The organism is Bacillus sp. T3, from assembly GCF_033449965.1.
GTDB lineage: Bacteria > Bacillota > Bacilli > Bacillales > Cytobacillaceae > Bacillus_BU.
The window spans coordinates 2,384,245-2,409,885 of the sequence record NZ_CP137761.1 but is presented as its reverse complement, the minus strand read 5'-3'; the positions used below and the strand labels follow the sequence as shown (position 1 = coordinate 2,409,885).

Genomic DNA, 25,641 nt, shown 5'->3' with positions numbered 1-25,641 from the left:
TTTAATCTAATAATAGAAATAAAACATTGTCAAAAACAATGACTTATAGCACTTGTTGTTTTATTTTATTCAATAAACATATAGGTTATTGCCAGTCTTAGTAATAAAAGGAAAAAGCAGGAATTCTCAAAACAGAGATTCTTGCTTTTTCCTTTTATATAATGGTGAAATGTTGCCATTGTACTGGAAGTAAGGGTAAATAGGGATTCTTTAAAAAGCGATCATCCACAAGAACAATCGTCCCTTGGTCGGCTTCTGATCGAATCAATCTTCCGCCAGCTTGTAACACTTTATTCATTCCAGGATACACATACGCATATTCATACCCGTTTTTGTTATTTGCTGAAAAGAAATCCCTCATTAGATTACGTTCAAAACTGAGTTGGGGTAAGCCAACACCCACCACGACCACTCCATTTAATGAATTACCAACCAAATCAACACCTTCTGAAAAAATTCCGCCAAGGACCGCGAAACCGATCAATGGTTCTTTTTCGTCAGCATGGAATGTCTCTAAAAACGCCTCCCTGTCATCTTCATTCATATCTCTTGTTTGCACTAACGTTTTCGTTTTCGTGTCGATCTGTTTGAAGTGTTCAAACACAGTGATTAAATATTGATACGATGGAAAAAACACCAAGTAATTTCCCTGTCTACTCTTTATTAATGATTGGAGCATCGCCGTAATCTGTTCCTTCGTTCGCTCACGATGTGGTAATCGGGTAGACAAAGGCTGAATATAGACATCGACCTGTTCCTGTTTGAACGGTGAAGGAATGGACAAAAGGTAGTCTTCCTCTGTTCCACCAAGTATTTCTTGATAATATGGCAATGGCGTAAGTGTTGCAGAAAAAACACCTTTGCCCGAACCCCTTTGGTCATTTGCCTTAAAAGACTGGATGGGTCAAGGCAAAATAACTTAAGCATCAAGTCATTTCTATATTTCTTAGCATAAATAACAAAATGTTCGTCAACAAGTTCATAAATTCTCAAAAACCTTTGAGCATTAAAGTAGGTATCCAATAGAATCTCGGTAAAAGTATCATCCTGTACAAGAACTTGTTGCGCCAATCTGATAAATAGGGTTAATTTATCTTTGAATTCAGGATCAAGTGAAGAAAGTACATACTCTTTTTGATCATTCATTTCCTTTTTTATCTTATTAAACGCAGAATTCAAGCTATTTGCAATCTGGTAAAGTTCATGTTGTCGACCTTTAAGTTCATTTTTCAGTGAAAGAAAATCAGCTTTATTTAATGAAGCAGAAAACATCTCTCGACCTCGATCAACGAGATTATGTGCTTCATCAATTAACAGCACAGTAGATTTTTTTTGCTCCTCTAGTAAACGTTTTAAGGACACGCGCGGGTCAAAAATATAATTATAGTCACATATAACCGCATCAGCAGCATAGGCTAAATCAATTGAAAACTCAAATGGACAGACAGAATGCTTACGGGCGTATTCCTCAATTACACCCCTAGTCATGCTATGCTCATGTGCAAGAATATCTAAGACTGCTTCATTAATCCGATCATAATAACCTTTAGCAAATGAACAATACTCTGGTTGGCATTTCGTTTCCTCTTGAAAACAAACCTTATCCTTGGCCGTAATTGTGACCGTTTTCAACTCAACACCATTCGCTTGCATCCGACGAAAAGCTTCCTCGGCCGTCGTTCTCGTTATGGTTTTTGCTGTTAAATAAAATATCTTGTTGATATGCCCTTCTCCCAAAGCCTTAACAGCAGGAAACAGCGTTGATATTGTTTTTCCGATTCCGGTTGGCGCCTTAACAAAAAGGTTTTTTTCGTTTAAGATTGTCTTAAAAACTGCTGCCGCAAGCTTTCTTTGCCCTTCTCGAAACGTTACAAATGGGAAGGTTAATTGGGATATCGTCCGATTCCGTTTCAGCGAATGTGCATGTTGTAGTTTCGAAAACGGTGCATACCCCTTTAACACCTCTAATGCAAAAACTTCGAGTTCATCGATATGGTATTTATTTTTCAAATACTTTTTTTCTTCTGTTTCAACATGCACATAAGTCAACTGGACAGATATTTGTTCAAGATGGTGATCAAGCGCATACAGATAGGCATACATTTTAGCTTGGGCCCAGTGTACTGGATATCCTTCGGGCTCGATCTGATCAAGCGGCAGTGAGAATGATTTGATTTCATCGACCATAACACTTCCGTCGTCCTGAAATAGTAGACCATCACATCTGCCTTCAATGATGAAAATCTGATCTTCAAATGGTATCTCTGCCCGAAGATACAGTTCTTTCAAATCTCCTTCAGCATAGGTTTTCTGGACACTTTGATGAATCTTTGTGCCATCAATGAACGTGGATTGCGAGCGGAAACGAGAGTCAATACTCCCGCTGCTATACACATATTCAACTAGCGTTCTAACTGAAATACATACCTCGTTTAACACAAAACACCAACTTCCTAATACCAAACAACAGAATATATGTTCTATTTCAAGTATAGCAGAAATCGTTTCGAAAATCACAGAATGAACGGAATAGAATCGTTGAATAGTTAGGACATAGTCCGCTTTTCCGCTAATAATCTTTGAAACTCAATTTCTAATTCCGGAGATGGTTCAATGCTAAGGCGACTTAACACCTCGGTTATTTTCGTTTCAATCAGCAGACGTTTTTCTTCGTAATCAACCTGGATTGCTTGCATTGGTTTATACTGAATGAATTCGTTATAGGGACCTTCAAATAGCTGGAGCTGTCCATCCTTAATTTCGATGATTCGATTGGCTATTTGCGAAATAAACCGGCGATCATGGGAAACGAAGATGATGGTTCCCTCATATTGTTCAAGCAGTGATTCTAATGCTTCAACCGATTGAATATCTAAGAAGTTTGTTGGTTCATCTAGAATCAATGTATTGATGTCACTAACGAACAATTTAGCAAAGGCAACTTTTACTCGCTCACCTCCACTTAGTACTCCAACTTTCTTATAAACATCTTCTCTGAAAAAATGAAGTCGAGCTAATACGGTGCGGATAAACGTTTCATCCTGATTTGAGGTTAGCTGCACGTTCTCCAATATTGATTTTTCGGCTAAAAGGCTATCGAGATTTTGACTAAAGTAACCGATCTTCATCAACGGCGAAATAGAAATGGCACTATCTCCCTCAATCATTTTCTTTAGTAGGGTCGTTTTCCCACTTCCGTTCGCACCAATAATGGCCAGCTTATCCCCGCCTCGAACAGTAAAGCTCCCTCCCTTCCATAAAATTCGCTTACCGACTGCTCCTTGCAGATGGTTAACTCGAAGAACAATCTTATTTTTAAAGATGGCTTCATTGGGCAAATTCATCTTGATTGGCGCCAATTCTCCACCCTTTTCTACTTTTTCTAGCTTTTCTAGACGAGTTTCCATTGCTTTGGCCGTTTGTTGCAGCTTTTTTTTCTTATTTGCGTAATAAGGTTTTGAATTCCTCGCTTCAGCTAAATTCACATTTTTCGGCTTCTTTGTCGCCTTTTCTGCTTTTCGTTCCTTTAAAATAATTGCTTCTTCCAGTTGCTTTTTCTTTTTTTCATATTTTTCATATTCTGTCTGATGTGTCCGCCGTTCCAGCTCTTTTTGGTCAACGTAATCAGAATAATTTCCTTTGTACACCGTTATGTTTTTGTTATCTATTTCCCAAATGACTGTACAAAGCGAATCCAAAAAGGCGCGGTCATGTGAGATAAGAACGAGCGCTCCAAGCCAATTCGCAAGCTTTTCCTCTAACCATTCAATATGCGCTGTGTCAAGATGGGTTGTTGGCTCATCCGCAAACAGAATCTCTGCATTACTCGTAATCGCTTGGTTAATATATTCCTGCGTAACTTCACCACCACTTTTGGTTGTATTTGTCCTTTTCAGCTGTGGTAGAAACTCTAAAGATGTATTTATGGTGATGACGCCGCTATCGGGAGTCCTCTTACCTGCTAAAATCTCCAATAGGGTTGTTTTCCCTGAACCGTTTCGGCCTACCAGGCCAATTCGATCATTTGACCCAATCGTTAGATGTTCAATATCTAATAAAATTTTGTCTTTCATGTATTGCTTTATCTGATTTGCTTCTAATAGCATAAGATCATCTCCATTTTCAAATATGATGGAGACTCATAAAAAAGCCTCCTACCTGCATTCAGGATAGGAGGCTTAGGTTCACAAATATATAGGGAGATCTCCCTATTTGAACCCACATAATGAAGCCAATCCTATCCTGAAAACGCAAATTAAAAACAACACAAATTAGAGCAGTATATTCACCGCTAATTCGCTTGTCATTAATTTATAGTCTTCGAAAAATAGGATTATAAAATCATTTAATTGGGTCACCCTTCCGTGTTTATCTATTTTTACAATATCCAACAAAAAGACCTCTGTCAACCTTCAATGCCCACCACAATTAGCTGCCACTAAAAAGATTAATCGATCAAAACACACACCTATACGGTCTAAATCATACGCCCTTAAATTTCTGGATATTTATAAAATTTTATTATATCAAAAAAACTTTATTTTTCTAAAAAAACTTTCTTTTTCCGTAAAGACCGCGATAAATGCCGCAATTTCAATGTTTTTTCATTCATCGATAATGTCACTAAAAAATAGGTTTTGACATTATCAAACTCGTATAAGTATTATATTAAAATAACAAGGAGGTTGTAACATGTCAGGAATTAATAGACAGAAAATTGTGGATAGTGTTCCGCAAAAAGGATTCTTTGGACATCCTAAAGGCTTATTCACTCTTTTCTTCACAGAATTTTGGGAGCGTTTCTCCTACTACGGGATGAAAGCGATCCTCGTATATTATTTGTATTTTGAAATCTCTAAAGGCGGATTAGGGATTGACCAATCCCTCGCAGCATCCATCGTATCCATTTACGGTTCATTAGTTTATATGAGTGGTATTATCGGTGGCTGGTTAGCTGATCGGATATTCGGTCCATCTAAAGCGGTATTTTACGGTGGAATATTAATTATGTTAGGTCACATTGTTTTAGCTATCCCTGGAAGCTTTACGATGTTTATCCTTTCCATGGTCCTGATTGTGCTTGGAACTGGTTTATTGAAGCCAAACGTTTCAACCATAGTTGGTGATATGTACAGTGAGCAAGATAATCGTCGTGATGCAGGTTTCACAATCTTCTATATGGGAATTAACATGGGAGCGTTCTTATCTCCGCTAATTGTCGGATCTATAATGAAAACAAGCTTCCACTTAGGTTTTGGTGTTGCTGCAATTGGAATGTTCTTAGGATTAGTTATGTTTGTTTTAACAAAGAAAAAGAACCTTGGGCTAGCTGGAACAAATGTTCCGAATCCGCTTTCGCCTTCAGAAAAGAAGAAAACCTTCACCTTTATTGGTTTAGCTGTTGCGATTATCGCTATTTTATTCGCCATATTAATTCCAATGGGACTTTTAACTTTTGAAAGCTTTATTAATCTAGTTACAATTCTCGCGATTCTGATTCCAACTACTTATTTCATTATCATGTATCGCAGTCCAAAAACAACTGCTGTTGAACGTTCACGTTTGATCGCATATATTCCACTATTCATTGCTGCCGTAATGTTTTGGGCAATTCAAGAACAAGGCTCAACGATTCTTGCAATCTATGCTGAAACACGTACACAGTTGAATTTTGCAGGTTTTAATATCTCTCCTGCATGGATCCAATCATTAAATCCATTATTTATTATTACCTTTGCACCAATTTTTGCTTGGATGTGGGTGAAATTAGGAAAGCGTCAACCAACGATTCCACAAAAATTTGCGTTATCATTGCTTTTCTCAGGTTTTTCATTCCTTGTGATTCTTTTACCTGCGATGATTGGTGGAGATGATTCATTAGTTAACCCATTATGGTTAGCGCTAAGTATTTTAATCTGTGTATTCGGAGAATTATTATTATCTCCAGTAGGATTATCTGCAACTACCAAATTAGCACCAGCTGCTTTCTCTGCACAAATCATGAGCTTATGGTTCTTAGCAAGTGCTGCTGCACAAGCGATTAATGCCCAGCTCGTTAAGTTTTACTCTGCTGACACTGAAACTCTTTATTTTGGAGGAATAGGTGGAGCTTCAATTTTACTTGGTATTATTCTATTAATGCTTGCACCGAAAATTCAAAGTTATATGAAGGGTGTAAGATAAAAATCATAATAAAAAGAGTGTCCCTCCCTTTAAGTAATACACTGTATTACTAAGAGGAAAGGGCACTCTTTTTTATTTTAAACTGGGTTAAATTTGACTGTTGATTTCCGCTCCAGGTGCTCCCTTTCCGCGGGGAGTCCGGGAGCCTCCTCGGCGCCTTAGCGCCTGTGGGGTCTCCCGCGACACCTTCTCCCGCAGGAGTCTCGCACCTTCCGCTCCAATCAACAGTGTGCTCAAAAATCAAGACCTTTCTTTTTACAGCCTATTTTAAAACTCTTTAAAAAAGCCGATCTGTTTTATTTCCTCTAAATGAATCTCAGAAAGCTTTTCTAACAATTGACTTCCATGCGGAGTTACTTCGATAAGAATGCTTCGGCCGTCTTCGGGATTTTTCCTGCGAGATACTAACCCAAGTGCCTCACATCGGTCCGTTAATCCAACACAAGCATGATGGGTAATTTGTAATCTTTCCGCTAACTCTCTTGCCGTAACATAATCCCGACCTGGAAAGCCTTTAATAGCTAATATCAATTGATGCTGCTGTGGTGTTATCCCAATCTGTTTGGCCGCTGTTTCACTAAATTTTTGAAACTTACGTAATTGATAGCGAAATTCTGCTAAATATTCATAAACTTCCTTCGAAACAGGTTTTTTCAACTATTTTCCCTACTTTCATATTGATAAATATATCTTATCACGATATAATATAAAATATCACAATATATCGTATTAAGATATATTTTTTCGTCTCACCATTTTATTCTATTAATTGGTGAATTTTGTTTACATTATATACTCGTTAAAGGTGGTGAACCATAGTGGCGCTAATGGATTTCTTCTCTCCGACCTCAATCAGTGGCGTGATTTTTTTTACAATCGGTTTCGTTTTTACCGTCTACTTCAATATTAAAGTTTACCTATGCCATCAATAAGAAAAAACCAGACAGTGGTCAACTTTTTGACTGTTGTCTGGTTTCATTTTTGTTCATTACAAATTTGAAAATTCTTTGACCAGTTCTTCAAACCTCATTAGAGTGTTTTCGATAGGTGTTGATGCAGTGAGATCTACTCCTGTTTTTTGCAGCAACTGAAGCGGATAATCTGAGCTGCCACTTTTTAAGAATTCTAGGTAACTCGTTAAGGTTTTTTGATCACCTTCAAGAATTTTCGTTGCAATATGAATAGCAGACGCGAAGCCTGTTGCGTATTTATATACATAAAATGGTCGATAAAAATGCGGAATGCGCGACCAACCAAATTTTACTTCTTCATCTAATACAACCTCAGGTCCATTGTATTCAATAAATAAGCTTTCATATAATTCATTAAAAACTTCCACATTTAGCGGCTGCCCTTTTTCGGCCAATTCATGAGTCTTCATTTCAAATTCAGCAAACATCACTTGAGTGAAAAAGGTCCCTTTAAACTTATCGATAAAATGATTAATTAAGAAACGTTTCATTTCTGGGTCTTGCTCGTGGTTAATTAAATAATTAATCATCAGCACTTCATTCACAGTTGAAGCGACCTCGGCAACAAATATACTATAGCGAGCGGTGATCTGTGGCTGATGCTGTGAACTTAATTTGCTATGTACTCCATGTCCACATTCATGTACTAATGTAAATAAACTATCTAAATCGTCCTGATGATTTAAAAGAATGTATGGGTGTACTCCATAAACCCCTAAGTTATAAGCCCCAGACCTCTTCCCGGGGTTTCACGCACATCAATATAGCGAGAATTTTTAAATTCTTGGAGTATGTTGAGGTACTCACTCCCCAACGGTTCTAATCCTTTGAGCATTAACTTAAAGGCATCTTCATAAGGGATTTCCTTTTTTACACCCTTGACTAAAGGCACGCTCAGATCATATTGACGAAGTTCGTCCAATTGTAATTTTTCCTTGCGAATATTCGTGTATCGGTGCAAAGGGGCGATGTTTTTTTTAGTGGAAAGAATGAGATTTGTATATACATCCTTTGGAACATTATCACCAAATAAAGCTTTCTCTAATGCAGAAGGATAATTTCTAATTCTCGCCATGGTCGCATTGGTTTTAATTGCAGCTGATAAGGTTGAAGCAATCGTATTTTTAGCAGACACATATGGTTTGTAATAAGCCTTATAGGCTTCCCGCCGCTTGTTACGATCTTCATCCTCTATTATTTTCGAATACATCCCACGTGTTAGTTCAATTTTTTCACCATTATCAGCAACAATATCTCCAAATTTTATATCAGCATTATTAATCATGCCAAACGTATTGGACGGTGCTGATAAAGCTTCCCCTAACTGAGATAAAATCGATTCCTGCTCCTTACTTAATACATGTGCCTTATAGCGAAAGGAGTCAAACAGATCTTCTGCAAAGTAATCTAAGCCTTCTTCTTCAGAAATATAACTCTTTAAGGTTTCCTCATCCAAGCTCAATAAATAAGGCATGAAAAAGGATGTCGCCGAGCTTACCTTTACACTAAGACTCCTCGCTCGATCCAATAATGATTGGGACGACGTATTTCGTGTATCTTCATCCACCTTTAACATACAATAAGCGTAAACTCTGTTAAATAAAAAGGATAACTCCTCACTCTGTTTTAAATACTGATATAAGCTTTTTCCATCATGAATGGTTCCGTCAAATTCTTTAAGTTTCCCTACCATTATTTCAATTTTAGCTAAGTCCTCTTCCCATTTGTTAAGGTCAGTGTATAGGTCCGCTAAATTCCATTTTTCGTTGATTGGAACTTCTGTTCTTGACTTATAGGTAGTCATGAAATTCCCTCCATTCATTTTGGTTAAATTTTACCCGTTTTCCAAAAATCCTTCTATCAATATGCTTATGTGTGAATTGGATCAATAAGACTCGTAAGGAAATAACACGAAGGTCGAACATTTTGTTTAATATTCAGATGAGATGGATGATTCTTATTATTTATTAAAATTTATTCTGATCAATCAATAAAATATATCTCCTTTTATAAAACAAGCCTGCATATTTGGCAAATCAATACATAACATATGTCATGAAATTCATTTTGCGTATGATTGATTGTCCATTTAAAATAGCGATCCTTCTAAAAAGAAGAACCGCTAAATTACTATAATACATTATATTTTTGTTAAAACGATTCCTACCAAGGCTGAGAAAAGTCCCACGACCTGATAGACCTTCAGTTTCTCTTTATATAGGACACAACCGACAAATACAACAACGAGGCAATTTAAGCTAACAACAGGAAAGACCACGCTAGCGATACCCGTCTCAAGAGCAAAGAAATAACTACTATAGCCGATAATGCTAATAATACCGACAATTGCACCAAGCTTCATTACCAGGTAAATTGATTTCTTCCTTGTTTTTAAGCATGTGTACCAATAAATAAACACTTCCTCCCCCATATAATGAAATAAGAATATTTATCGATTCAATATGGAGATACGATGTTAATTTCATGAGCACACCTAAAATACCAAAAGATAGAAAAGCTAGAACAATTCGAAAAACCCATGTTGAATATTGTGTATTGTGCTTTAGTCTTTTCGGGGTATATTGGATTGCGACTACAGAAGACAATATTAATAATATTCCAATCCACTGAATGGTCGTTATCTTTTCATGAAAAATGAGCCCAGGCACCTAATACAGGAAAAATCGCATTCGCTGAAACAATTGGAGCGGTTAAGCTAGCAGGTCCATTTTCGTAAGCTTTGGAAAGTTGTATGTTTCCATTTGTATTCAAAATGCCAATAATTCCTCCGAGTAACATGGTTGTTATATTCAGTTGAAATGAGCTTGTCCCGATTCCGAAAAAAGGGTCAAAATAAATGCAGTGAAATAAAAGAAAAATTGAAGTTGGATCTTAGAAAAACCTTTACCTGTACTCCATTTAAAAATCGTGTTGTTAATCCCGAAACAAAAGGTTGTTAAAATTGCCCCTAAAAACCACATCTAACCAGTCACTCTTTCTTTATATAGTTGTAAAAAAAAATACTATTCTAGTATAATCAACTATCGTGAAGGTTACGAGAGTGTTTTTTATAAAAAATTACATATAAATTCTTGACTTATTATTAAAAAGTAGTATAGTAATCTCCTGTGCAAGACAATTTTATTTCATTTCATTTTGCTCAATCATTAACATAACTGACAAAAACTAACTTTTTTAGTTCAAATAACATATTTAAAAATGAGTAAAACTATGCAATAATTATTTGCTAGAAGGTAGGTGTTTACATGAATAGCTTATTTCAAAAGGGTCAAGGTATTTTGAATAAATATATTGGCTTTTTCTTTATGGCTGTTATCCTGCTTTGGTTGAAAACGTATTTGATTCAACTGACGCAATTTGACTTAGGAATCGAAAACACAATTCAAAGATTTCTATTATTAATTAATCCATTAGGATCTTCTATAATATTTCTTGGCGTTGCGTTATTCTTTAGAGGAAGAAACAAGTATACATTTCTAATGCTCAATTATTTCCTTTTATCATTCCTTTTATATGCGAATGTATTATATTATCGCTTTTTTAATGATTTTATCACCCTGCCAACATTAACTCAGACCCAAAACTTTGGTGATGTCAGCACAAGTGTAGGGTCATTATTAAGACCATATGATATTTTATTCTTTATTGACTTAATTGTTTTAGTCATATTGCTCTCATTCCGATTTATTAAAATAGAACGAAAAGATATGAGCCGCAGTAAAGTAGCAGCCATTTTTACATTAGCACTAGGGATTTCCTTTGCGAATCTTGGATTAGCTGAAGCTGACCGGCCCCAATTGTTAACTAGAGGCTTTGATCGTAATTATATTGTAAAATATTTAGGTATGTATAATTACACCATTTACGATGCAGTACAAAGCACAAAGGCCTCTGCACAGCGAGTTTTAGCAGATAGTAATGACATTACTGAAGTCATTAACTTTACAAAATCTAATTATGCTGAACCAAATCCTCAGTATTTTGGTGCTGGTAAAGGAATGAATGTGATTTATTTACATCTTGAATCAATGCAAGAGTTTATTATTGATTACAAATTGCATGGTGAAGAAGTTACACCGTTTTTAAATTCACTTGTACGTGAACAAAATACACTTTATTTTGATAACTTCTTCCACCAGACAGCACAAGGAAAAACAGCCGATGCGGAATTTCTATTAGAAAACTCTTTGTACGGCTTACCGCAAGGGTCTGCTTATACGACAAAAGGATTGAACACTTATCAGGCTGCCCCTGCTATTCTGGGTCAGCAAGGATATACATCAGCAGTCTTTCACGGCAATTCTGGCAGCTTCTGGAACCGCAATGAAATATACAAGTCATTTGGTTTTGATAAATTCTTTGATGAAAATTCTTATCAAATGACAAATGAAAACCTAGCGGATTATGGCTTAATGGACAAACCGTTTTATGAGCAGTCTGCAAAATTACTTGAAACGGTGCCAGAGCCATTTTATACAAAATTCATTACTGTTTCGAACCATTACCCGTATAACATGGACCAAGAAGATACAACGATTGCACCTAACACAACGGGTGATCAATCAGTCGATAACTATTTCCAAACCGTTCGCTATGCTGATGAAGCCTTGGAACAATTCTTTGCTTATTTGAAAAAATCAGGTCTATATGATCATTCTATTATTATTATGTATGGTGACCATTATGGTATTTCACAAAACCATAACCAGGCAATGGAGCAGGTGCTTGGAAAGGAAATTAACTCATTTGAAAGCACTGGTTTACAGCGTGTACCTTTATTCATTCGAGTTCCTGGAATCGAAGGTGGCATCAACCATGAATATGGTGGTCAAGTCGATATACTCCCTACCCTACTTCACTTACTAGGGATTGATTCAAAAGAGTATATTCAATTTGGAACAGACCTTCTTTCAGAACAACATGATGATCTTGTGCCATTTAGAAATGGTGACTTTGTAAGTTCGACCATTACTTCAATTGATGGGAATTATTACGATTCTACAACAGGGTTGGATTTAGCACAGGAAAAAATTGAAGAGGCTAAAAAAATGCAAAATAGTGTAGAGCAAAAATTACAGCTTTCAGACAAAGTTGTTAACGGAGATTTATTGCGTTTCTATACACCAGAAAACTTCACTCCTGTTGATCGGACAAAATATAATTACAATCTTTCTGAAGGTGCAAAATCGAAAATCACGGAGTAAATAGTAAAGCAGCACTAGATTAAATCTAGTGCTGCTTTTTATCGTCTATAAATGACTGACTAAATTTCCAATTACCTATATTGCCCTCTTCACGACTCCAGCATATTGTGATGAAGTCCTAATTTCAACCGTTAATGTTCCATTACCGTAAATAGTTGAGATCAAGAAGGGTGCACCGGTAGTATTTTGAAAACGGAAATCTACCCCCCATAAGACACGGTAGCATCTCTACCTGCTGGGACATAACCGACTGTTACTGAGTGATGATGTTTCTCAACATAGCTTACTCCAATTTGATCCACTGCATTAAATAATGTCGATGATGTTTGGCAAATACCTCCACCAATTCCCATCACTAATTTGCCATCCACTGCTTCCTGAGCAGGCTGATAGCCATGTGCCTCATCACTTGGTCCAACTGTCGTATTAAATGAAAAATAATCATTTACTCCGACGATAACATGATGAATCGCTGCAGCAGACAGTTCAATATTTTTGTTTCTTCCGGTTACAGTAGGATTAAATTTGGTCGTATAGGTTGCGATGACTACTTCATTTAATGAAGTGGCCTCACTTGCATTATAACCACTCTCTTGAACGGTTAATGGTATTTCAACGGTCCCTCCTTTGGCAGATGTTTGAATAATTCGATTTACCAGCTCTTCTTCCTCAAGGATCACGCGCGGTGTACCTTTTATAATTTGACCGTCCAGGACCGATTCGATCTGGAATATTCCGTTGATCATAGCCAGGAGTTGTTTCTGACCCGCGAGCGAGTTCCTTCGCCCACTGTTCGAGCTCCTGCCTATACATGCTATCATCCTTTCCAAATCCCATTTCCTTCGGATTAATACTTCTAAGCACTTTTTTATTATTAGGATCGATCACGTTCACGACAATCGATTTTGGTACTTCAACACTTTGTTTTGCTTTTTTCCCTTGATCGATTTTATTTTCCAATTCGTTGATTTTTTTTTCTAATGCTTGTTCCTTTGCCGATTTCTCGGTACAACCAGCTAGTCCCATGAAAATTGTGATAAAAATGAATAAAATAATCCAGAATCGCTTTTTCATCATGCATCAACCCGACCTTTTTCGTATATTTCAGGAAAAATATTGCCATTTTCAAATCTATTCAGCTATTCCCATCGGTATTACAAAAAGAAATCTTCCATTGATTGCAAGATCAACAATAAACTTGAACAAAGGATTCATACTAAACCTAGTCATCGCGCGACCGAACATTACCTCTTTTCATTTTGATGTGATAATATAATAAAGCACTGAAAAATCAATCTAGGTCTAAGCATCAAGGAGGTTATAATGATGAAGTATATTAAAATCGCCCATACTGAGCTTACTGTCTCTAATATGATCATGGGCAATATGCGATTACCGCAATTATCAGTAACAGAAGCAGAACGGTTGATTCGAACGGCTATGGAGGAAGGAATCAATTTATTTGATCATGCGGATATATATGCCGGAGGAAAAAGTGAGGAACTTTTTGCGGAAGCAATAGGCATGAATAACCGTGTTCGTGAGAAAATGATTATCCAAAGCAAATGCGGAATACGTGCTCAGGAAAACTATTTTGATTTTTCAAAGGAGCACATCCTTCAATCTGTGGATGGAATCCTTAAGCGATTGAAAACAGAATATCTTGATATTCTCCTCCTGCATCGTCCAGATCCGTTAATGGAGCCAACAGAGGTTGCAGAGGCTTTTGATCACCTTTATCAAAGTGGGAAAGTTAAATATTTTGGTGTATCCAACTTTAACCCTATGCAAATAGCATTGCTCCAAAAGGATCTATCACAAAAACTTGTTATTAATCAGCTTCAATTTAGCGTCGTACATACGCCGATGATCGATTCAGGAATTGCCCTAAATATGAATATTGAGCAATCGATTAATCGCGATAACAGCGTGTTGGAATATTGTCGTTTACAAGATATCACCATACAGGCTTGGTCCCCATTCCAGAAAGGCTTTTTTGAAGGACCGTTTCTCGGTGATCTTGAGCATTACCCTGAATTAAATGAGATACTGCAAGCACTAGCAAACAAATATAACGTTTCCACCACTTCAATTGCTACAGCATGGATTACACGCCATCCTGCCAACATTCAAGTTGTTCTTGGTACAACGAATGCCGATAGACTAAAGGATGCGTGTAAAGGCTCAGAAATTACCCTGACAAGGGAAGAATGGTACCAACTTTACAAAGCATCTGGAAAGATCGTCCCATAATCTAAAAGCCCTTCACAAATGATTGTCATAAACTAACAAGAAACGAGCACCACTGTATAGCAGTGCTCGTTTCTATATTAGTTCTTAATTTCAGCTTTTTCAAACCTTTTTAATCCAAAGAAGGAAATGTCGTGTTCCGTTTCTTTTTTAATAGATAAATCTGCTAATATGCTACCGACAACGCTGGAAAACTTAAAACCGTGTCCAGAAAAGCCACCTGCCATCACAACGTTTGAATACTCAGGATGGAAATCAATAATGAAATCGGAATCAGGAGTTAAAGAATACAAACCTACCTTCCCATCGGCTAATTCATTCGCTGCATCTGGCATATACTTACTTAAAAATCCTCGCAAATCGCCTTCATCTTCACAATAAGAACCGAATACTCTATCAGCAGTATCAGCCGTGCATTCAATTCCCGTATCATGTCTACCGATTTTCAAGCCAGTGTTTCGATAATTTGGAAATCCATAATAATGTCCATCCTCTGTATCAAAAACAAACACTGGAAATTTACCATGGTCAAATTTTCCCTCAGCATCTGGGGTAAACCAGCCAACTGTTTTTCGTAACACTGTTATCGGTATTTCTAGTTTATCTAACATTTTAGGAATCCAAGCTCCAGCCGTCACAATGAGATTCTTAGCTTGGAAGCTCCCTTTTTCCGTTATAACCTCTACGATCTCTTTGTCCAACGAAATGTTTAAAACAGGATTGTTTTCAATTAGGTCTGCACCTAATTTTTTTGCTTCTTCACAGAAAGTGACGATCGCTTCCTCGCAAAGTAAAAATCCAGCTTGAGGATCAAAACAAGCAACATAATCCTCTGGAATTTGAATCCCAGGCCAACGTTCCATAACCTTTTGTGCAGTTAACTCTTCGTTTGGCAGATTATTTTTAAGTGAGCTTTTAATCGTTTCTGCTACAAAATCAGAACCTGGCTTTCCGGCCATTAACGCCCCAGTTTGGTAATATAAGGTTTTCCCGGATTTCTCCTCCAATTCCTTCCACAATCGAAAAGCTTCTTTGACAAGCTGAACATATTTTTCGCCTTGACCATAACCGAACCGAAGCATTCTTGTTTCCCCAGAGTGACTGCCCATTAAATTTGGACTTGTAAATTGTTCGAGCATCAATACCTTCTTACCTTGTTTCGCTAAATAATACCCAGCAGCTGAACCCATTGATCCTGCTCCGAGCACGATTGTATCGTAAATTGTTTCATTCCCCATCTTATCCCACTCCCGTATTTATTTGGCATCGTTATCAATGAGTCGAAAGAGAGTTCTTATTTGACACCCCCTTTCGATCATCAGTTAATAACCTTTTAGGTATTTATCAATTTCCCATGAGCTGACATAGCTATGGTATTGTGCCCACTCGGCCTTCTTACTCGCTATAAAGGTGTTCATAAAATTATTTCCTAGCGATGTCATTAACACATCATCCTGCTCTAATAATTCAATTGCTTCCTTTAATGTTGATGGCAACCGATTTAACTCGGTATTTGTACCGCCATTACGGAAGAGATTACCGCTCGAAGGTTCGCCGGGTCCAATTGTTTTTCTATTCCGTCTAAACCAGCTGCAAGGATGGCGGCAGTGGCTAAATAAGGATTGGCAGACCCGTCCATTGCGCGGAATTCGATTCTACCCGAAGCAGGGATTCGAATATATTGAGTGCGGTTATTCCCGCCATACCCGATAATGTTTGGTGCCCAAGTGGCTCCTGAAGCGGAATCCATAGCCGTTAATCTTTTATAAGAGTTTACGGTTGGACAAACTAATGCTGATAACGCCTTTGCATGGTTAAGAATGCCTCCAATAAAATGATAAGCAGTTCTAGATAAACCGAATCCTCTTTGGTCAAAAGGATCCTCAAACACATTTCTTCTTTTATCATCTGTATCCCATAAACTTAAATGCATATGACTACCATTTCCAGTGAGGCTTGAAAAAGGTTTAGGCATAAAGGTTGATATAAGCCCACGCTCTTCTGCCATGGAACGGACCATGTACTTAAAAAAGGTTATGCGATCTGCCGAAGTAACACTATCCGAAAAGTCAAAATTAATTTCAAATTGACCGTTTGCATCTTCATGATCAGCTTGGGTAACTCCCCAACCAAGCTCATTCATATTGGTTATAAGCGTGCTCAAAAACTCAATATTTCGCATCAATGCTTGTTGCTGATAACAAGGCTTCTGCTCCATGTCAAACTCATCATGAGGCTTAAGCATTCCGTTTTCATCCTGCTTGAGCAAGAAAAATTCCGGTTCAATTCCTGTTTTCATGACATATCCTAATTTCTTTGCTCTTTCAACTACCTTTAATAGTATCGTTCGTGAGCAGAACGGCCAGGCTGTTCCATCTTCTGTTAGAGTTCCTGCAAACCAGGCGATGTCTTTTTTCCAAGGAAGGACGGTCATCGATCGCAAATCTGGAATGCATAATAGGTCGGGATCCTGTGGTTCGTGACCGAGATCACCTACTGCAAATCCAGCAAATCCTGCTCCGTTCTTACAAACAGACTCAATTCTTGAAGCTGGTACAAGCTTTGCACGTGAAGCGCCATTTAGATCAGAAAATGAAGCTAGGATAAACTGAATATCTTGATTTTCCATTTTCTTTATCGTTTCTTCCATTACCCCTTTGTTGCTTTCAGCAATTCCGATCAATATTCATCACCCTTTATTCCATTTTTTATCGATTCAATAAATCTGCTAAGTGATGTGATTCTTCGAAGCTAGCGTAATAAGGCTTTTTACGACCTAGGCCCACAAGTGGCACACCTGTAATATAAGAGGAAACTAAAGTCAGTGAGCGAAGGTCGGTTGGATCTAAATCACTTACCTTGCTCTTACCACAGGAGCGAGCGAAAATTTGCATCTCCATTGTGATCGAATTAATGTAGTTTTCTACGCGATCAGCTGCCTCCTCAGGATTTAAACGGGCCATTAATTCTGGGTCTTGCGTCGCAATTCCGACAGGACACTTGCCTGTGTGGCAATGGTGGCACGCAGACGGTTCTGTACCAAGTGCCTTATAATCATCAATGTATTGTGCGCTGTTACAATTTAAGGCAATGAGCATTGCAGACCCCATATAAACTACATCTGCTCCTAAAGCAATCGCTTTAGCTGCATCGGCACCATTACAAATTCCACCGCCAATGATTAGCTTCACTTCATCCTTCATGCCGATATCGTAAAGTGCTTCAGCAGCCTCCACTACAGCGGCAAGCGTTGGAATACCTGTGTGATCAAGCTGAACTTCGGGAGAGGCTGCCGTTCCTCCCTCCATTCCATCAATAACCACTGCTTCAGCACCGACTTTAGCAGCCAGCTTGACATCATCATAGACGCGACCAGCACCAATTTTGATGAAAATCGGAACTTCATAATCAGTTGCTTCTCGAACTTGTTGGATTTTGACCCCCAAATCATCTGGTCCCATCCAATCTGGATGACGGCAAGGACTCCGCTGATCTACACCAACAGGAAGGTCTCGCATATTGGCCACTTCCTCAGAAACCTTATGCCCAAGTAATGTTCCGCCTGTACCAGGTTTAGCCCCTTGGCTCACAACGATTTCAATCGCATCAGCCTTTTTTAGATCATATGGGTTCAAGCCATATCGGCTCGGCAGCAATTGATACACTAATTTTTCAGATGCTTCTCGTTCAACAGGGTGCATGCCTCCATCACCGGTACATGTGCTGATTCCGCAGCGGGTTGCGGCAATTCCTAACGCCTTTTTTGAATTAGCGTTAATTGCGCCAAAGCTCATACCAGCCACCATTATGGGTGTTTCAAGGACTAATGGGCGTTTTACTCTGCCCTCACCGATCACAACTCTTGTTTCGCATTTTTCGCGATAGCCTTCAAGTGGAACCCGCGAAAGTCCAGCAGGGGTAAACACAAGGTCATCAAAGGATGGTAAATCCTGTCTTTTTGTTGCTTGACCGCGAATACGATAACGTCCTAGCTCTGCTTTTTCTTGTATCTCTTCAATTTTCTCCGGACTCCATACTTTGCTTTTTCTTATAATATTTCTTTCCATACGCTAAACTCCTTTTTATTAAAATTATGAAGCATTCCGTTTGGTATAATTTTTCTAAAGCTCGGTGGTGCTTGTACGTTATAGGAATCAAGTAAACTTTTTACTTCTTCGTACTCTTCCTTAGTTACCTCGACAATTTTTGTCCCATTCCCAAGTTCTTCTATTTGGCCACCAACATAAATGGCACCGTCATATAAAGAATCTCCAATTGCTTTTCCTGTATCACCACAAATGATCATCGTTCCTTTTTGCATCATAAAGCCGGTCATATAGCCACAGCTTCCACCGATGATTAGTTTCCCGCCTTTAAGACCAATCCCAGCGCGAGCTCCAACATCACCCTTTACGACTACTGTTCCGCCACGTAGGGAAGCCGCACAGGCTGATGAAGCATTTCCTTCGACGATAATCTCACCATTCATTAAATTTTCACCAATAGCCCAGCCAGCATTTCCATTAACTTTAGCGGTAACGTTGTCACATAAGCTGATTGCATAATAGCCAACATCCCCATTGATAGTAATATTAATAGGATCCGTAATCCCAACCCCGAGATTATGACTTGCCATCGGATTTTCGACTACGACTTCTTTCACCTTTTCGGCAGCAGCTTTACGAATCGTCTGGTTAATTTGTGTTAATGGTGTTTTTTTACAATCTATTAATATCGCATCTTTTACAGATTCCATACAAGAACCTCCTCTGCTTTTGGTTCACTGATTTTTAAGTTTTCACCAAATTCTCGTGTTATCGCTAAGCTTTCAGAGGCAAAAGCGATGAACTCATCTGTTTCTGCTAAAACCATCGGCTTCATTCCGAATGGCTCCTTCGCTAAACCAACAGCACTAGGGGTAACGGCAATGTAGCTGAAGGATCCATCTAAGTCCGTAACCGAAGATCTCATTGCTTCTTCTAAACTCGCACCATTTTTCATTTCATCTACTAAATACACTGCGATGACCTCCGAGTCGTTCCCAGTAAGAAAGGTATAACCTTTCCTTTCGTAGTAGGATCGGAGTTTAATATAATTAGTCACATGACCATTATGAATAATGGTTAAATCTTTACTCTCATAGCAGCATAGTGGCTGTGAATGCGAGATATCGACCTTACTTTCTGTTGCCATTCTCGTATGACCAACTGCTACCTGACCATTGTAATTTGACAATTCAAATTGTGATTCCAGGTTTGCTGCACCACCTAAATATTTCAATACCTCAATTTGTTGACCAAAGCTTGCGACTGACACATCTCGATCCAGTTCGTTTAGCTCATTGATCAAGCTTTGTTCATCACCTGTAAAATATACTTTTGCTCGAACATAATTGCCATGGATTGAAGATTGAAGAATTTCAGCACTTTCTGTTAAAAGAGTTAAGATCCGTTGCCCATTACCTGCTCTTTCATAATTCACATCAACATATAGAACATTTTCTTCTTTAGGATGAAGTAAAGCGACTCCAGTTGAGTCTGGACCTCTTCGGTACAAACTATCAAGCATCGTTAGGATTACTTTTCCAGTTTGCTTTTCATGTTTAGGATTTTTAAAGATCACACCGCCAATACCACACATTTTATAACCTCCTATTACTAATTTAAGATTTAGTTGCTTAGTGTTTGTTGCTTGGTATACACATAGAATAAACTCTTTTCAGGTTGATTTATTGTAAAAATGGGAACAATCATAACTTTTCTAACAATAAACGTTAATAAACATAACACAAACCTTACAAATGCTCTTATAATCCCTTATCGCTAGGAAGATCAGCTTAACTTCCGTTATCCCTATCGCGGTAGTAATTACATTTTATTACAATAATATTTTTTGAGTTTTTGTCTTGATTTTTCTTAATATTATGTTAATCTATGGATAAATCATTAAATTTTGTCTATTGTGTGAATTTTATTAATCAACTTTGTGAACATTTTGGTTTAAAAAAATAACTTCTATGAACTTCTATTAAAGGCTCTAAAAATTAAATTAAGAAGGAATTGGAGTGGATTGTATGTATAATTCTCAAGATGGTGCAATTTGTCAAAGCTGTGGTAACATCACGCTGGTTCAGGAGATTAGCGAAAACAAGAAATCAGGAATCGTTTACGCTGCATTAGGATGGGTGTTTTTTACAGTTTCATTATTGTTTATCCCATTATTATTTGGTACAGCTGCCTTAGCGATGGGCTTCATGACATATCATGAACGCAATGTTGTACATGGTGTTATTTTAATGTTCTTGTCAGCTGTAAGCATCGTTTTAGGTTCTCTTTTCAGCTTTATCGTTGCTGGAACCATGTTTATTTAATTCATACTTAAGAGGCACATTCTAATCGAGAATGTGCCTCTCATTTTTTGTCCAACTGTATCGTTACGTATTGCAGGATTGTTTGAAATTTAATAATCTTAAATCAATAATGATTTGAGGTGTTTAATAATGAAGATCGCATGCGTTCAAATGGATATTGATTATGCAAATCCCCAAAAAAACTATGAAGTAGCTAAGAAATATATAGAAGAATGTTCTGAAGCTGGTGCTGATGTCATTGTTTTTCCAGAAATGTGGAATACAGGCTATGCCCTCGATGTACTGAATGAACTTGCTGATCAAAATGGAGAAAAAACCAAGTCGATGCTTTCATCACTAGCAAAGCACTACAGGATAAATATTGTCGCCGGTTCAGTTGCAACAAAAAAAGCTACTGGCTTTTATAATACAATGTATGTTGTCAATCGAAACGGAAAAATAGTGGCAGAGTATGATAAAGCCCATTTGTTTAAGCTTATGGATGAGCATCAATTCATTAATGAAGGACAGCAAAGAAATGTATTCGAGTTAGATGGAACGATCTGTGGTGGAGTCATCTGTTATGATTTACGCTTCCCTGAGTGGATTCGGCTCCATGTTCTTGCAGGTGCTAAAATTATGTTTATTCCAGCGCAATGGCCAAAACCAAGAATCGATCATTGGCGTATATTGCTTCAAGCGCGTGCAATCGAAAATCAATGCTATATAGTCGGGGTAAATCGCATTGGAAGTGACCCGAACAACCAATTTAATGGGCATACGATGGTCATAGCCCCCTGGGGAGAACTTCTCCTGAGTGACAATCAGAGTGAAGGTGTTTTTTATGTGGAACTTAATTTAAATGAGGTCGATTCCGTTCGAAAAACAATCCCAATTTTTGAGGATCGTCGGACTGATTTATATTAATGGACAAATTTTGGTTGATGTTAACTTATCACCCGATCATTATTTTTAATGGTAAACTTGCGAGGTAAGTGAAGTTAAAAAAATAATAAAGCTTCTGTGCCTCCTTTATTTCTTCAAAGCAAACAAGCTTAGATTTGTGAAGTAGTCTAATTGACATTGTGTTTATTTTGACCTCATCCAACACTTCAATGATTAATCTTAAAATAAAAAGAAAAATATAAACCAATAGAACACAATGATGCAACAGGGAGGAATCAATAAAAAAGGCAAGAAGAAAGAGAGGAATAAAAATATATTTTGCGATTAGGGAAATCGGAGTAAATACAAACCTTAGAAATTGAAATTTTAATGCGTGACAAGCTTCATGACAACCGACAGCTAGTGCGTAAATAGTTTTTCGTCCATATACCTCAGGATCTAATACAATCACTTTTATAAGAGGATCATATAAATTTTCTCCAATAACGTCTGTTCTTCTGATCTTTACATTTTGCAGCTTGTTCATACCTAAAATAGCCCTCGCAATTTCATCACCAGAAACAGTTGCTTCTCGTGCGCGTTCCACTAATCTCTTTAAAGTGCTAGAAGCAATCATATTTAATACGAATGAAAACGTTGTGATTAACAAGATAATATATGGCGTCATTTTCCTTCCCCCTCTACTTCAAGTAAAGTGGTAAACAATCATAATGACAAAATTTTCCGAAAACTAAACATCTCAAAATTTACCCTATTTTTCTCCAAAAAGTCATTTCAATGAAAGTATAGTTCGTGCAGCATGCTTTGTCTAATTTTACGGATAAGGCAGTATTAATGAATGTGAAATTAACAGCATTAATAATTTTTTAGGAGTAAAATCTTTATTTAAGCACTTATTTATATATTAATTCTTATAAAGGACTGTATAAGTTTCACAACCTAGTTTAAAATAAGCTTTATGGAAAATTTTACAGGAGATGGTGACTTAACCTCATGAAACTTTTTACTGATATCGACCTTGATGGGCTCGGCTGTGGAATCATTGCGAAATTGGCATTTGGCGATGATGCTTATGTTTCATATTGCTCATACCGAATATTAAATCAACGTGTCGAAAATTTTATTGAGAATCCAGATTTTTTTAATACAGAAACTTATATTACCGACCTGGCTGTGAACGAAAGTATTGAAAAAAAACTTGAACAGCGCCATAAAGCAGGTCGCCCGATCAAAATGATCGATCATCACGTGACAGCGATGCATTTTAATCAATATGCTTGGGGTACAGTCATCCCTGAATATGAAAGTGGCAAAAAGACATGTGCAACCTCATTGTTTTATGATTACCTGCTGCAACAAAAGAAAATACAGCCAAGCAAAAGCCTTGAGGAATTTATTGATTTAGTCAGGCAGTATGATACATGGGAATGGGATGCAAATAATAATGTGACAGCAAAAAGGCTTAATGATTTGTTTTATATTATTGACCGTGAACCCTTTGAAGAAAGCATCTTGAAAAGACTACGGGAAAATCCTAATAGCTTTGCCTTAACTGAAACAGAAAATATGTTGTTAGATGTTGAAGAGAAGAAAATTGAACGTTATATTAACTCGAAAAACAGGCAAATGGTTCAAACATTGGCCGATGAATACTGTGTTGGAATCATTCATGCAGAGCAATATTTATCAGAGCTAGGAAATGCATTAAATAAACTCAATCCCCACCTCGATATGATTATCCTACTTAATGTTGGGACGAAAAAGGTTGGTTTTCGAACGATTCACGATCATGTAAATGTGTCTGAATTTGCCACAAGGTTTGGGGGCGGAGGTCATCCGAAGGCATCAGGATGTGAGCTAACGCGGGATGCTTTTGACAAATTTGTTGTTAATGTATTCAGTATAGTTCCACCTAAATTAGATGCCGATCGAAATGAAATCAATGTTAAAGCAGCACATTACGGTTCTTCCTATGAAAATCGCATAGGTGACATTACTTTTATTCGTCAAAATAATGACAAACACTTTGAAGTTATTCATAACGGGAATAAAGCAGACGAGCATTTCCCTACCTATGAAGCGGCAGAACATTTCGTAAAGAGAAATTTCACTTCATGGCTACGGTATGATAATGACTATCTTGTCCATTTATCAAAACAGCTTTCTGTATCGGTTGATACCCTCAAAAAGAATTATAAAACACTAATAAAAAAAGTGATTGATGGTGCACATCTTCAAGATTAAACAGAAAACGGGAGATTACGTTTACAATCTTCCGTTTTTCGCACAGGCTGAGTTAACATAATAATTTTATGGTATATTAATTACCGAATCAATGAACATCTAATAAGCGGTTCTCTTAGGAGAACTAAAAAAATAGAGAGGAATCTCGTAGGAGAACCTCTCTAATGTTCAACTCTATTCTTACATTAGGTGTTTTAAGAACAACCGGACTACATCTGCCCCACCTATAAATGTCCCTAATGAACTTCCTAAATTAGCAAAAACAACAACAAGTAATACACGTGTCACTTTATTATGCCAAAATCCCTTAAAACTAAAAACATCATCAGCTAAATTTTCAAAGTCCCTTACACTTGGTCTACTAAAATACGCCTGGACAAATCCTGCAAACCACCCCGCAGCAGTAATCGGATCTAATGCCGTTATCGGGGCAGCAATAAATGCAGTTAATATTGCCAGTGGATGACCGAATGCAAGCGCTGTTCCAAGCGCAGAGAATGTCCCGTGAAAAAGGACCCAGCTCATTGTCTGATGTATGCCAGCTGACGGATTATTGTAAAAAGTATAAGCGATCATCGATATAATAAAGATTGGAATCAGCCAGCCAATCAGTTTTGGTGCCTTTGATTTTTTGGGAACTTCGTTAAGTAGTCTTAAATCGTGTTCCTTTTTAATTTCTTCTGTTATTCCCGGAACATGGGCGGCGCCTAACACAGCAACAACTTTTGGTCCATGTGCCTCTTTAATTTTTTGCGATAAATATTGATCACGTTCGTCAATAAGTGGCTTCTTTAATCTAGGGAAAGCTTGTGTGAAGTCATTAAGAACCGCGTTAATCGTATCTTGATTTTTCATTTTTTCTAGTTCTTCTTCGGAAATGGTTTCATTACTAAAAACACTAGCAATAACTTGGGCGAGCAGAAGTGACTTGCCTCTTAGTCCCACTCCACTCCATATTCTTGAAAAGGTAATATGAATATTTCGGTCAGCCAGCACGAGATTTGCACCAACATCTTTTGCTGATTGAATTCCTTGAATCATTTCTTGACCTGCATTAATGCCAAATTGATTGGCAATCCGTTTTTGAAAGGAAGATAAAGCAAGATTCATTAGTAGCAAAGGGGCTTTCTTTTCTTTAATTACTTTAAAAATGTCCATATCCTTCCAGTTGTTACCATCAATAATCGATTGGTACCGTTGTTCATCCAACTCAATACAAACTGAATCTGGGTTCTCTGCTTCAATTACTTCTTTGACTAGCTCTGCACTGTGCTTTGACACATGAGCAGTACCGATAAGAATGTATTCCTTGCCATCTTGATAGATTCTTGTAATGTTTTCGTTTTCAACTAACATTTGTTACCTTCCTTTTCACTTTCTATCATCACAATTTATAGGATTATGTAAGCTCATTTCAACTATTATACATTAATTTTGAGCCAAAATTACAGAATATACGTCTATGTTTCTAAATTGTTTACATTTACACCCTGCCTTCTTCGTTTATGCCAAT

Annotated in this window: 19 protein-coding genes and 2 pseudogenes; 6 read left to right on the top strand and 15 right to left on the bottom strand. The window is 37.5% G+C overall.

Annotated features, from left to right (window positions below; all coding sequences use genetic code 11):
- Positions 1 to 154: 154 nt before the first annotated feature.
- Together RGF10_RS12415 and RGF10_RS12410 are read right to left on the bottom strand one after the other, a co-directional pair.
- Positions 155 to 2,439: pseudogene (locus RGF10_RS12415) on the bottom strand (ATP-dependent DNA helicase).
- 107 nt (positions 2,440 to 2,546) lie between these two features.
- Positions 2,547 to 4,106: a Vga family ABC-F type ribosomal protection protein gene (locus tag RGF10_RS12410; RefSeq protein ID WP_318502483.1), complete on the bottom strand. Its 1,560-nt coding sequence runs from the start codon at positions 4,104 to 4,106 to the stop codon at positions 2,547 to 2,549.
- Positions 4,107 to 4,692: 586 nt separating this feature from the next.
- Between RGF10_RS12410 and RGF10_RS12405 the strand changes: the two genes are divergently transcribed.
- Positions 4,693 to 6,183: a peptide MFS transporter gene (locus RGF10_RS12405; RefSeq protein ID WP_318502481.1), complete on the top strand. Its 1,491-nt coding sequence runs from the start codon at positions 4,693 to 4,695 to the stop codon at positions 6,181 to 6,183.
- A 267-nt stretch (positions 6,184 to 6,450) separates the two neighbouring features.
- On the opposite strand, the gene RGF10_RS12400 is transcribed toward RGF10_RS12405, so the two are convergent.
- The 3 genes and pseudogenes from RGF10_RS12400 to RGF10_RS12390 all read right to left on the bottom strand — a co-directional run bounded on the left by RGF10_RS12400 (position 6,451) and on the right by RGF10_RS12390 (position 9,573).
- On the bottom strand, positions 6,451 to 6,840 hold the full coding sequence (locus RGF10_RS12400) for a MarR family winged helix-turn-helix transcriptional regulator (protein ID WP_318502479.1): 390 nt from the start codon (positions 6,838 to 6,840) through the stop codon (positions 6,451 to 6,453).
- A gap of 331 nt (positions 6,841 to 7,171) precedes the next feature.
- Positions 7,172 to 8,958: pseudogene (gene pepF / locus RGF10_RS12395) on the bottom strand (oligoendopeptidase F).
- A 336-nt stretch (positions 8,959 to 9,294) separates the two neighbouring features.
- On the bottom strand, positions 9,295 to 9,573 hold the full coding sequence (locus tag RGF10_RS12390; RefSeq protein WP_318502477.1) for an EamA family transporter: 279 nt from the start codon (positions 9,571 to 9,573) through the stop codon (positions 9,295 to 9,297).
- Positions 9,574 to 10,420: 847 nt separating this feature from the next.
- On the opposite strand from RGF10_RS12390, the gene RGF10_RS12385 reads away from it, so the two are divergent.
- On the top strand, positions 10,421 to 12,379 hold the full coding sequence (locus RGF10_RS12385) for a lipoteichoic acid synthase (RefSeq protein ID WP_318502475.1): 1,959 nt from the start codon (positions 10,421 to 10,423) through the stop codon (positions 12,377 to 12,379).
- A gap of 200 nt (positions 12,380 to 12,579) precedes the next feature.
- Here RGF10_RS12385 and RGF10_RS12380 read toward each other — a convergent pair whose 3' ends face one another.
- Both RGF10_RS12380 and RGF10_RS12375 read right to left on the bottom strand, forming a co-directional pair.
- The gene (locus tag RGF10_RS12380) at positions 12,580 to 13,059 is read right to left on the bottom strand and encodes a VanW family protein (RefSeq protein ID WP_318502474.1); all 480 of its coding nucleotides are present in this window, start codon (positions 13,057 to 13,059) and stop codon (positions 12,580 to 12,582) included.
- A complete protein-coding gene (locus RGF10_RS12375; RefSeq protein WP_318502473.1) occupies positions 13,049 to 13,456 on the bottom strand; it encodes a hypothetical protein in 408 nt (135 codons plus the stop codon). Before RGF10_RS12375 ends, RGF10_RS12380 begins: the two co-directional genes overlap by 11 nt.
- Positions 13,457 to 13,705: 249 nt before the next feature.
- Here RGF10_RS12375 and RGF10_RS12370 point away from each other — a divergent pair, with 249 nt between their 5' ends.
- A complete protein-coding gene (locus tag RGF10_RS12370) occupies positions 13,706 to 14,632 on the top strand; it encodes an aldo/keto reductase (RefSeq protein ID WP_318509440.1) in 927 nt (308 codons plus the stop codon).
- Between the two features lie 77 nt (positions 14,633 to 14,709).
- Here the strand turns inward: RGF10_RS12370 and solA are convergent, their stop codons facing one another.
- The 6 genes from solA to RGF10_RS12340 form a co-directional block, all read right to left on the bottom strand.
- Positions 14,710 to 15,867, bottom strand: a complete 1,158-nt coding sequence (solA, locus tag RGF10_RS12365; RefSeq protein ID WP_318502472.1) for an N-methyl-L-tryptophan oxidase — start codon at positions 15,865 to 15,867, stop codon at positions 14,710 to 14,712.
- Positions 15,868 to 15,951: 84 nt separating this feature from the next.
- Positions 15,952 to 16,125 carry a hypothetical protein gene (locus RGF10_RS12360; RefSeq protein WP_318502471.1) on the bottom strand — a complete coding sequence of 58 codons (174 nt, stop codon included), beginning with the start codon at positions 16,123 to 16,125 and terminating at the stop codon, positions 15,952 to 15,954.
- Between the two features lie 5 nt (positions 16,126 to 16,130).
- A complete protein-coding gene (gene glnT, locus RGF10_RS12355; RefSeq protein ID WP_318502470.1) occupies positions 16,131 to 17,312 on the bottom strand; it encodes a type III glutamate--ammonia ligase in 1,182 nt (393 codons plus the stop codon).
- A gap of 25 nt (positions 17,313 to 17,337) precedes the next feature.
- The gene (locus tag RGF10_RS12350) at positions 17,338 to 18,696 is read right to left on the bottom strand and encodes an FMN-binding glutamate synthase family protein (protein ID WP_318502469.1); all 1,359 of its coding nucleotides are present in this window, start codon (positions 18,694 to 18,696) and stop codon (positions 17,338 to 17,340) included.
- Positions 18,678 to 19,385, bottom strand: coding sequence for a GltB/FmdC/FwdC-like GXGXG domain-containing protein (locus tag RGF10_RS12345; RefSeq protein WP_318502468.1), 708 nt, complete (start codon positions 19,383 to 19,385; stop codon positions 18,678 to 18,680). Before RGF10_RS12345 ends, RGF10_RS12350 begins: the two co-directional genes overlap by 19 nt.
- Complete coding sequence (locus RGF10_RS12340) at positions 19,373 to 20,269, bottom strand: class II glutamine amidotransferase domain-containing protein (RefSeq protein WP_318502467.1); 897 nt, start codon at positions 20,267 to 20,269, stop codon at positions 19,373 to 19,375. The genes RGF10_RS12345 and RGF10_RS12340 overlap by 13 nt, the downstream gene beginning before the upstream one ends.
- A 433-nt stretch (positions 20,270 to 20,702) precedes the next feature.
- Between RGF10_RS12340 and RGF10_RS12335 the strand changes: the two genes are divergently transcribed.
- Positions 20,703 to 20,999 (top strand): hypothetical protein, encoded by a 297-nt coding sequence (locus tag RGF10_RS12335; RefSeq protein WP_318502466.1) that lies wholly within the window; start codon positions 20,703 to 20,705, stop codon positions 20,997 to 20,999.
- 129 nt (positions 21,000 to 21,128) lie between these two features.
- Complete coding sequence (locus RGF10_RS12330) at positions 21,129 to 21,905, top strand: carbon-nitrogen family hydrolase (RefSeq protein WP_318502464.1); 777 nt, start codon at positions 21,129 to 21,131, stop codon at positions 21,903 to 21,905.
- 28 nt (positions 21,906 to 21,933) lie between these two features.
- Here RGF10_RS12330 and RGF10_RS12325 read toward each other — a convergent pair whose 3' ends face one another.
- Positions 21,934 to 22,551 carry a zinc metallopeptidase gene (locus tag RGF10_RS12325; protein WP_318502462.1) on the bottom strand — a complete coding sequence of 206 codons (618 nt, stop codon included), beginning with the start codon at positions 22,549 to 22,551 and terminating at the stop codon, positions 21,934 to 21,936.
- A 326-nt stretch (positions 22,552 to 22,877) separates the two neighbouring features.
- On the opposite strand from RGF10_RS12325, the gene RGF10_RS12320 reads away from it, so the two are divergent.
- Positions 22,878 to 24,128: a DHH family phosphoesterase gene (locus RGF10_RS12320; RefSeq protein ID WP_318502460.1), complete on the top strand. Its 1,251-nt coding sequence runs from the start codon at positions 22,878 to 22,880 to the stop codon at positions 24,126 to 24,128.
- Between the two features lie 180 nt (positions 24,129 to 24,308).
- On the opposite strand, the gene RGF10_RS12315 is transcribed toward RGF10_RS12320, so the two are convergent.
- A complete protein-coding gene (locus tag RGF10_RS12315; protein WP_318502458.1) occupies positions 24,309 to 25,484 on the bottom strand; it encodes a TraB/GumN family protein in 1,176 nt (391 codons plus the stop codon).
- Between the last annotated feature and the right edge of the window lie 157 nt (positions 25,485 to 25,641).